The sequence below is a fragment of the Chrysanthemum yellows phytoplasma genome (assembly GCF_000803325.1).
Taxonomy (GTDB): domain Bacteria; phylum Bacillota_I; class Bacilli_A; order Acholeplasmatales; family Acholeplasmataceae; genus Phytoplasma; species Phytoplasma asteris.
This window is the reverse complement of the sequence record NZ_JSWH01000080.1, coordinates 1-9291: the sequence shown is the minus strand read 5'-3', so window position 1 is coordinate 9291 and position 9291 is coordinate 1. Positions and strand designations below refer to the sequence as shown.

General features: G+C 32.2%; 9 protein-coding genes. All 9 read right to left on the bottom strand.

What is annotated here, in order from left to right; translation table 11 throughout:
- Window positions 1-310: CHC2 zinc finger domain-containing protein (locus OL66_RS01165; RefSeq protein ID WP_034172132.1), on the bottom strand; the 310-nt coding region annotated here is incomplete at its 3' end.
- A gap of 9 nt (window positions 311-319) precedes the next feature.
- Window positions 320-1678, bottom strand: a complete 1359-nt coding sequence (locus OL66_RS01160) for a glycine--tRNA ligase (RefSeq protein WP_034172131.1) — start codon at window positions 1676-1678, stop codon at window positions 320-322.
- A gap of 99 nt (window positions 1679-1777) precedes the next feature.
- Window positions 1778-2653, bottom strand: coding sequence for a GTPase Era (gene era / locus OL66_RS01155; RefSeq protein ID WP_238568780.1), 876 nt, complete (start codon window positions 2651-2653; stop codon window positions 1778-1780).
- Window positions 2654-2780: 127 nt separating this feature from the next.
- Window positions 2781-3221, bottom strand: a complete 441-nt coding sequence (gene ybeY / locus OL66_RS01150) for an rRNA maturation RNase YbeY (RefSeq protein WP_034172129.1) — start codon at window positions 3219-3221, stop codon at window positions 2781-2783.
- A 221-nt stretch (window positions 3222-3442) separates the two neighbouring features.
- Entirely contained in the window at window positions 3443-3616 is a 174-nt protein-coding gene (gene rpsU, locus OL66_RS01140) for a 30S ribosomal protein S21 (RefSeq protein WP_011160972.1), read from the bottom strand.
- A gap of 227 nt (window positions 3617-3843) precedes the next feature.
- Window positions 3844-4422 (bottom strand): YqaJ viral recombinase family protein, encoded by a 579-nt coding sequence (locus tag OL66_RS01135; protein WP_011160971.1) that lies wholly within the window; start codon window positions 4420-4422, stop codon window positions 3844-3846.
- Between the two features lie 10 nt (window positions 4423-4432).
- Window positions 4433-4645, bottom strand: a complete 213-nt coding sequence (locus tag OL66_RS01130; RefSeq protein ID WP_034172127.1) for a hypothetical protein — start codon at window positions 4643-4645, stop codon at window positions 4433-4435.
- A 145-nt stretch (window positions 4646-4790) separates the two neighbouring features.
- A complete protein-coding gene (locus OL66_RS01125; RefSeq protein ID WP_034172126.1) occupies window positions 4791-7034 on the bottom strand; it encodes an ATP-dependent helicase in 2244 nt (747 codons plus the stop codon).
- Window positions 7035-7153: 119 nt separating this feature from the next.
- On the bottom strand, window positions 7154-8863 hold the full coding sequence (glnS, locus tag OL66_RS01120) for a glutamine--tRNA ligase (protein WP_034172133.1): 1710 nt from the start codon (window positions 8861-8863) through the stop codon (window positions 7154-7156).
- Between the last annotated feature and the right edge of the window lie 428 nt (window positions 8864-9291).

Genomic DNA, 9291 nt, shown 5'->3' with positions numbered 1-9291 from the left:
GATGGGTGCTTTGTTGGGGTAGGGAAGTAGCAATGCCCAAGCGGGTTGCCAGTTCAAAAATGGCTTGATTTAAAGGGATGTTTTTGATGCTTTTGTAAAAAAAAACAGGATTACCGCCTTTTTTACAAGACATACAAACTCCTATATTTCTTTCAGGAGACACAGAAAAAGAAGGCGTTTTTTCATCGTGAAAAGGGCACAACCCCATGTAATTTTTGCCTGATTTTTTTAATTGTACAAATTCTTGAACTAAATCAAGGATAGGCATTTTTTCATTGATTTGATCAATTAATTGTTTGTTATCTTGCATTTTGATCCGTTATTTTAAAATAATTTTTTCTTGGATGTATTTTTTGGCTTCTGCTAGTAAAAAGGTTTGTTGTTGGGCTGTGTCACGGTTTCTTAAAGTCACTGTGTTGTGGGTAAGGGTTTGGTCGTCTACAGTGAGACAAAAAGGAGTACCAATCATATCTTGTCTGCGGTATCTTTTGCCAATACTTTGGGTCTCATCGTAACAAACATCAAAATGTTTGGCTAAATACTGGTGGATTTCTTGGGCTTTGGCGCTGTGTGTTTTTTTGATTAATGGCAAAACAGCTACTTTGTAAGGTGCTAAAAAAGGGTGAAAAGTAAGGATTTGCCTTGTTTCGTTGGAGGTGCTTTCTTCGTGGTAATTGTTAATTAGAAAAGCAAAAAATAGTCTTTCTATTCCTAAAGAAGGTTCGATAACGTAGGGTAAAATTTTTTGTTTGGTAGTTTCGTCAAAATAAGTAAGATCTTTTTTGGAGTGTTGTTGGTGGGTTTTCAAGTCGAAGTTTGTTCTGGAAGCAATCCCCCAAAGTTCATCAAAACCCCAAGGAAATTTGAATAAAATATCGCAAGTTTGTTGTGAATAATGGCTGAGGTTTTCTTTTTTGTGATCTTTAAATGTTAAATTTTGCGGGTTCATACCCAAAGTAATTAAAAAATCATACATTAAGTTTTTCCAGTGGTTAAACCAATGGGCTTCGGTGCCTGGTTTGCAAAAAAATTCTAGTTCCATTTGTTCAAATTCACAAGTACGGAAAATAAAGTTGCCAGGTGTCACTTCGTTGCGGAATACTTTTCCAATTTGGCAGACTCCAAAGGGAAGTTTTTTTCTGGTAGTTTTTAAAATGTTTTTAAATTGGATAAAAATTCCTTGTGCTGTTTCAGGTCTTAAATATAGAGGTTTGGAGTTTTCCAAAATGACTCCTTGATGGGTTTTAAAAAGCATGTTAAAAGGTCTGATGGGTGTCCAGTTGGAAGTTCCTAAGACTTGGTTTTTGACTAAATAGTCATGCATTTGTTCGTAGGACCAACCGCTAATATCTAACTGTGGATTGTGGCTTTCGATGAGTTTATCAGCACGAAATCTCTTGTTGGTGTCTTGATTTTCGGTAAGGGGATCCGAAAAAGAATCCAGATGACCTGAGGCTTTCCATACGGTAGAATTAAGTAAAATGGATCCATCTAACAAAACATTATTGGGTTGTTCTTGGACAAATTTTTGCAACCAAGCTTTTTTAATGTTGTTTTTTAATAAACTGCCTAAAGGACCATAATCCCAACTATTGGCAAGTCCTCCATAAATTTCACTGCCTGCAAATACAAATCCTGTTTGTTTGGCTAATGAAATAACTTTGTCTAAATGTTGCATCCCAAATCTCCTTTTTGTTGTTGGTGTTGAGGTTTTGATTTTTGCGTTGTTTTTTTTTTTTTTGATTTTGTTTTTTTGAGTTTTTTCAATTATAATTATTTAATATCCAAAGCGACTTAATAAATCTTTTTGGTTGCGCCAATTAGGATACACCTTGACCCATAAATTAATGTGAGTTTTGATTTGCAAATGGCAATTGAGGTCTTGGCGAACATGTGTTCCTATTTGTTTGAGTTTGGAGCCTGCCTTGCCAATTAAGATTTGTTTTTGAGAGCTTCTTTCTACCAAAATCAAGCCCCAAATTTCTAATAAATGTTCTTTTTGTTCCATTTTTTCAATTATTACAGCTGAGGCGTGAGGGATTTCTTCGTGGACATAATAAAGGACTTTTTCGCGGATTATTTCTGCTATCCAAAGTTCTTTTTTTTGATCAGTAATCATGTCTTGCGGATAGTAAGCGACCCCTGGTTTGATATTTTGATAGATATTTTCTTTTAAAAAAGTGGTGTTTTTGGCTTTGATAGCAGAAAGTGGGATTACTGTTTGAAAAGAAAAATGGTTTAAATAGCTTAAAATAATAGCATCAATTTGGCTTTTGCTCTTTAAACGGTCAATTTTGTTGATGACTAAAAAAACTGGTTTTTTGGTTTGGAAAATCATTTTTAACAAAGTTTCTTCTTTGGGATGATAAAAGGAATCTGTTAAAAAGAGAATTAAATCAACGTCTTTGATGCTTTGAAAAGCGATGTTGTTCATTTTTTGGTTCAATAAATGTTTATATTGGTTAATTCCTGGGGTGTCTACAAAAATATATTGGGCGTTAGGTTCGTGGCAAATGCCAATAATTTTGTGGCGTGTTGTTTGGGGTTTGGCGCTTGTGATGGCAACTTTTTGTTGGGTTAATGCGTTTAGAAGAGTTGATTTGCCGACGTTTGGGCGTCCCAAAATAGCAATAAAACCAGATTTAAAATCCATGTAAGTCCTCAATTTCTTAGTTATTTTTTTGTTTTTCTTTTTCCTTGTTGTTGCTTGTGCGGGTTTTTTTATTTTGGTTTGTTTCTTTTTTTTGGTTTTTATAGGATTTGGGGCTGCTGCTGCTGTTTTATGTGGTTTTGTCTAAATTTAGACCTACGTTTTGTAAAATTTTTTCTTGTAAAGCAAGCATTATTTGAAACTCTTCTTCGGTGCGGTGTTGATAACCCTTAAGATGCAAAAAACCATGCACTGCTAAAAAAGCAATTTCGCGTTCTAAACTGTGCTTGGCTGTTTGTGCTTGGACTTGGGCTTTGGAAAAAGAAATAAAAACATCGCCTAAAGAATTGTCTTCTAAGCCTGCAAAAAAAGTTAAATCATTAGGAAAAGACAAAACATCTGTGGGATAATTTTTTTGGCGATAAAAGGAATTAAGTTCTTGAATTTTTTCGTTGGTAACAAAAATGAGATGCATTAATTTTTTTTCTTTGATGGGTAAAAACATTTTAATTAATAAAGATTTAAAATGTGTGATGCAAAAAGAAGTTTGATTGTGGATTTTAATGATCATTTAGCATTTCCTATTTGGGGTTTGGGTGGTGGTTGTAGTTTTGGTTGCAATTGAGTTGTTTTTTTGGTAATTTTTAATAATGAGATTATTTTTTGATGATTTGAGCGAACATTTGAACGAATAAAATAAAAAGACATTTGCAAAAAAAACTTAAGCAAATATAAGAAAATATAAAATAAAAAAAGCAACTTATTTCAAGTAGCTTTTAATTGATTAAAACATTAACGCTTTTTACTACGCATATTTTTTTGGCGATTTTTCTTTTGTACGCTTGGTTTAATATAATGTTCTTTGCGACGCGCTTCTGCTAGTACACCAGATTTAGAAACTTCTCTTTTAAAACGACGTAGCGTTTCTTCGATAGTTTCTCCTTTACGAAAAACAGTTTTTGGCATTAATATCTCCTTTCCGTAATCTCAAATTAAAAATTAGCAATACTACTTATATTGTATCTCTTTTTTGTTGTTTGTCAATAAGAAAAAGCAAAAAAATAATTAAATATTTTTGTAAGTGGTTTTGTCTTTTGTTTATGGTCGTTTTTTATGGTGAAATTTGTCATAAATACGGTTAAATGAAATGCAATAGTAATAATGTATTTTTATATTTATATAAATGAGTAATTTTAAATTTGAAGTTGTTTTTGTAATTGTTTAGTTTTTAAGTATAATTGAAAAAAATGACTGCACTGTTCAAGCATGTTTGTGATAAAATTCGGGTCTTCTTTGACTTCGATATTTTTGTTGGTTTGGTCGTTTTGATAGACTAAAAAGTAAGCTTTAATTGATTGAGAACAATAAATTTGGGCTTGGAGTTGGGCATAATAGATAGTAGGCATTTTTCCTTCATTTAAAAAGGATTGCCAAGTATAAGAGGCAAAAGAAATGGGGCATTTGATTTCTAAGAGGCTTTGGGATTGGGCGTCCCATCCATCCAAAGAAGCAGACATGAAATCTTTGACAAAGACTTTGGGTTCGAATTGCATTTTTTGTGTTTGGTTGAAAAAATTTCTTGCTTGGGGTTCCAAAATTCGTCCGCGTTTCATTGCTTCGTTGTCTTCGATTGGAGTGCCAAAAACTTTTCTTTTTAATAATTGCTCTTTGGTTTCAAATGGATTTAAGCCCATGATAGCTGCTACTTCGGAAGCATTAATGTATTTTTTGCGATGATTGTGCCAAGCTAAGGTATTTTGTTCTAATTGCATATGGCATCAACTATTGTTGGCACCAAAAGGAAAGTCCAAAAAAAGCCATGGTTAAAACAGTAAGAAAGCAGTTTAAGAAGAATTGTTCGCCTTTGATTTTGCGTCCTTGTTTTTGTTCGGAAAAAGAATTTCCCAAAGAAAAGCTGTCGTTGCTATCTGCTAAAAATAAAGTACTTAAAATGATAAAAGTACAAATAGTTACAAAAAAAACGGTATAATTCATAAAAATCTCCTTTGATTTTGGTAATTTGATTTTGGTAATTTGATTTTGGTAATTTGATTTTGTTGTTTTGTTGTTTTTAAATTTCTAATCGATTTAATAAAATAATGATTGATGATTCGTTTTTTGATAAATGTTTAAAATTTACTTACTCTTTTATTTTAGCAAGACAAGCAGTTGTATTTTCAAATATTTTTATATTTTGGGAATTTATAAAGCGTACTTGGATTAAATCTTGCATGATGGCTTCCACTACGCCCAAGCCGAGAGTTTTGTGTTTGACTTTGTCTCCTTTTTGAAAAAAGCCATTTTCATTAGTGCAAGATACTTGGTTTGATTGGTTTGGTTGAAATAAATGTGGGGAAAAATAATTTGGTCTTGGGGTTTCTTTTGAAAAAAAGCCCATTTCTTGTAAAAAGCGTGAAGGTTGACTGTCTATTTGTTTGCCATATGAAACTCTTTGATAAGCCCCAGTTAAAAATAACTTTTCTTCGGCTCTTGTAATTGCTACATAAGCTAGACGTCTTGATTCTTCTAAATCGCTTTTTTCTTTTTGGTTGCAATCAAAAAAAATATCTTCAAAAGCAGCTATAAAAACCACTCTAAATTCTAAACCTTTGACTTTGTGAATAGTAGAAAGTTTAACGCGATCGTTTTTGCTTGGGGTTTTGGGGTCTTGTTCGGTTTGTTCGTTAATTTCGCTATACAAAGATATTTGATCTAAAAGTTGGGTTAGTTTTTCAAAAATGTTTCCTTCCAAATTTTTTTCTGCTTGCATAAAAACTGATTTTAATTCTTCGATGTAATGTAAAGCAGTCTCAGAATCTTTTATTGATTGCATTTTGTAAGTTTCATCGTTTTTGTGACAATACTTAATTTTTTCATCAATATGAGTAATTATATCACTAAGACAGTCAAAAGAATCATTAATTAGTTCTTGGCGTAAAGCTGTAATTAATTTTTGAAATTCGTTTAGTTTAGTTTTGGTATTTGGTTGAATTGGAGTTTGGTCTAGGTAGTTAAGGGCGTCAAAAAGAGCTAAGTTTTTTTCTTGGGCAAGTTGTTCTAGATGTGCAAGTGAAGTTGTTCCAATTCCTCTTTTAGGGGTGTTAATGATGCGTTTGAAATCAAAATCTTGTGAGGGATTTGCAATAACATTGAGATAAGCTAAAAAATCTTTGACTACTTTGCTTTGGTAAAATGAAATACCTCCAAAAACTTGATAAGGAATGTTGTTTGCTAAGAATTTTTCTTCCAAAGGGCGTCCCAAAATGTTAGTACGATATAAAATAGTAAAATCTTTATAGCTGCAAATACCTTGTAAAACAAGGTTTTGGATGGTTTTTGTGATGTAGTCTGTCTCTTCTTTATAATCTGAAAAAAACTTGTAAATAACAGGTTCGCCTCCGCTTTTAGTGCTTTTGAGATTTTTTTTAAAAGGATGGTCTTCGTTGTGTTTAATCAAAAGGTTGGCTTTGTCTAGGATGTTTTTAGAAGAACGGTAATTTTGTTCCAAAAAAGCTAATTGAGGACTAAATTTATTTAAGAACAATTGGCTGTTTTCAAATCTGGCTCCTCGAAAAGAATAAATGTTTTGGTCAGGGTCTCCTACTACAAAAATATTTTGGTGGTTTTGGGCTAAAAGAGTCAAAATTTGGTATTGGAAAAAATCAGTATCTTGGAATTCATCAACTAATAAATATTGGAATTTTTGTTGATAAAAAGCCCTTACATCGGCATTTTCTTGGAGCAGTTGGTGCGTATATAAAATAAGGTCATCAAAATCAACTAAATTATTGTTTTGCAAAAAAATTTGATATTTAGCTTTGATTGGCATTTCGAATTCGTATCTGTTTTCACGTTGAAAATTGTGTTCTTTTTGGGTTGCGTGTTGCAAAGTGTCTTTGTTTTGTGGTTCGTGTTTTCTTTTGATAGCAGAAATGTTTTTTCTTAATTCGCTAATTTTTATTCTTTTGGGGTCGATATTCATTTCTTTTAAAATGTCTTTGATGATTTTTTTGCAGTCGTTGTCATCTAAAATTTTAAAATTGGTGCGATATGAAAATGGTAAAAAGGGGATAAATTTTCTCAAAATTTGGTTTCCCAAAGAGTGAAAAGTGCAAATAGTAATGCCTTTGGTTTTTTCTTGACCGATCATTTTGGCAAGTTTTTCTTGCATTTGTTTGGCAGCTTTGTTGGTGAAAGTAAGGGCTAAAATTTGGTTGCTTGGTAAGTTTTTTTGTTCGATTAAATAAGCAATTTTAGCATTTAAAGTGGTGGTTTTACCAGTGCCTGCTCCTGCTGCTAGATAAAAAGATTTAGCATTGCTTGTGACTGCTGCAAGTTGGGGTTTATTTAATTTTTCTAAAAAATTGGTTTTATTGGAAAACATTTTTATACCTTTTATTTTGTTGTTTATCCTTTTTGTTTTGTGGTGTTTTTTCTGGGAGTGTTTTTTGGTTGGGTGATTTGATGGGATTTATTAGTTTTTATTTTTTTAGTAGAACAAATTTATTTTTGAGGATTTGATTTTAAGCTTACTACTTCATTGAAATTAAGTTCTTGCGTTTTTCCATTTGTGTCTTTTGTGATTTTGTCTGCTGCAAAATAACCTTGTCTTAGAAATTGCAAATGGTTTTTGCAACAACAGCTTTTTTGTAAACTTGATTCTACAAAACCTTTTTTGATATGCCAGGATTTATAGTTGAAATTTCCATTTGTGCAAAGTAGTGGAGCAAAAAAATTAAAAGTGGCTTTGCAAGCAGTCTTTGCTTCTACAAAATGAATAGTTCCGTTTGGTTTTCTATCTTTAAAGCCGCTGCCGCTTTTGGTTTGGGGGTCGTATGTTGCAAGAATTTCTGTTATTTCTCCTTTGTTGTTTTTGACAACATCGTAAGCTTTAACAAAATAAGCATGAAATAATCTTACTTCTTCGCCCAAAGTTAATCTTTTATAATTTTTATCTGGTTTTTGGAGTGCAAAATCGTCTTTTTCAATGTAGAGATGGCGGGAAAAATAAATTTCTCTTTCTTGGGTTTGTTCTTTTCCTTTTGTTTGTTCTTGATTTTGTTCTGGGGTTTTTCCTTGGGTTTGAGATGTGTTGCAACATTTACAAGTATGAAAATTATTAGTCCAAGGAGCTTTTAGATTTTCTATTTGGTTTTCAGGAAAGTTAGTAATAGTAAGTTTGAGGGGGTTTATAACTGCCATGCGAGGCAAGGATTTTCCTTTAAGGTCATCTCTTACAAAAGATTCTAACATTTCTTGTTTAACTTGTGAATTTACTTTGGATAAGCCTGTTTCAAGGACAAAATTTTTGATAGCTTCAGGAGTGTAGCCTTTTTTGCGGATGCCTGATAAAGTTGGCATTCTAGGGTCATCCCAACCTGTTACTAAGTTTTTTTCTACCAAATTATTAAGATGTCTTTTGCTCATCAAAGTTTGGGTAAGATTAAGTCTTCCAAATTCAATTTGGCGTGGAGTATGTTTGGCTTTTGTTTCTTTGATTATCCAATCATATAAAGGTCTGTGGTCTTCGAATTCCAAAGAACACAAAGAATGTGTGATGTTTTCAAAGGAATCTTCCAATGGATGAGCGTAATCATAGGTAGGGAAAATATGCCAATGTTTTTGTTTTAAAGTAAAAGCAGAAAGAATACGGTACAAAATAGGGTCTCTCAAATTAAGGTTAGGGCTTTGCATATCAATTTTGGCACGCAAAACTTTGCTACCTTCTACAAATTTTCCTTTTTTCATTTGTTCAAATAGCAAGATATTTTCTTCAATACTACGATTGCGATAAGGAGAATTGGTACCTTTTTGGGTTAAATTACCGCGACTTTGGGCAATTTGTTCAGCGGTTTGGTCATCAACATAGGCTTTTCCTTGTTTGATTAAAAAAAATGCCATTTGATACATTTGAGGGAAATAATCTGAGGCAAAAGTGATTTTGTAAGGAGTGTATCCCAGCCATTTGATGTCATTGAGGATGGCATTAACATAAATTTGTTTTTCTTTGGAAGGGTTGGTGTCATCATAACGTAAAAGGGTTTTGCCTTCAAAAAAATGTGCCAATTCAAAATTAATAATGATGGCTCTGGCGTGTCCTAAATGTAAAAAACCATTGGGTTCGGGCGGGAAACGTGTAATGATTTGGCTGCATTTTCCGCTTTGGAGGTCTTTTTGAATGATGGTTTTGATGAAATTTGATTGTTTTTGCATTTTATAAGTCCTTTTTCTTTTTATTTGGTTTATTTGGGGTTTGGGCTTTTTGGGTGGTTTTGTTTGTGAAAAAATTTGTTTGGGAATCTTAGTTTTGGTCTCCAATTTTTATTAGTTAATTTATGTATTTTATTTATGATTAGAAATATAATTTAGGATTTTGAAAAAATAGACTTCTAAATATCGCTGTCAATATCATATCCTTCATATATTTTAATCAAAACACTCTATTATATTATACTAGCATTTTGAAAATATTTTTCATTTTAACAGTTGGAAGTTGGTGAAAGTGGGTTAGGGTTTATATTAAATTTAGATTTGCATTAAGCATATATCAATTTACAAAAAAAGACATTCATTTAATGAATGTCTTTTGTATTTTAAAAAAATGGAGAATAAAAGCAAGAAAAAGTAAGGAATAAATTATA

Excerpts from the sequence above, each read along its gene's own strand:
- OL66_RS01160 (WP_034172131.1), bottom strand. The coding sequence starts at position 1,678 with ATGCAACATTTAGACAAAGTTATTTCATTAGCCAAACAAACAGGATTT.
- era (WP_238568780.1), bottom strand. The coding sequence starts at position 2,653 with ATGGATTTTAAATCTGGTTTTATTGCTATTTTGGGACGCCCAAACGTC.
- ybeY (WP_034172129.1), bottom strand. The coding sequence starts at position 3,221 with ATGATCATTAAAATCCACAATCAAACTTCTTTTTGCATCACACATTTT.
- rpsU (WP_011160972.1), bottom strand. The coding sequence starts at position 3,616 with ATGCCAAAAACTGTTTTTCGTAAAGGAGAAACTATCGAAGAAACGCTA.
- OL66_RS01135 (WP_011160971.1), bottom strand. The coding sequence starts at position 4,422 with ATGCAATTAGAACAAAATACCTTAGCTTGGCACAATCATCGCAAAAAA.
- OL66_RS01130 (WP_034172127.1), bottom strand. The coding sequence starts at position 4,645 with ATGAATTATACCGTTTTTTTTGTAACTATTTGTACTTTTATCATTTTA.
- OL66_RS01125 (WP_034172126.1), bottom strand. The coding sequence starts at position 7,034 with ATGTTTTCCAATAAAACCAATTTTTTAGAAAAATTAAATAAACCCCAA.
- glnS (WP_034172133.1), bottom strand. The coding sequence starts at position 8,863 with ATGCAAAAACAATCAAATTTCATCAAAACCATCATTCAAAAAGACCTC.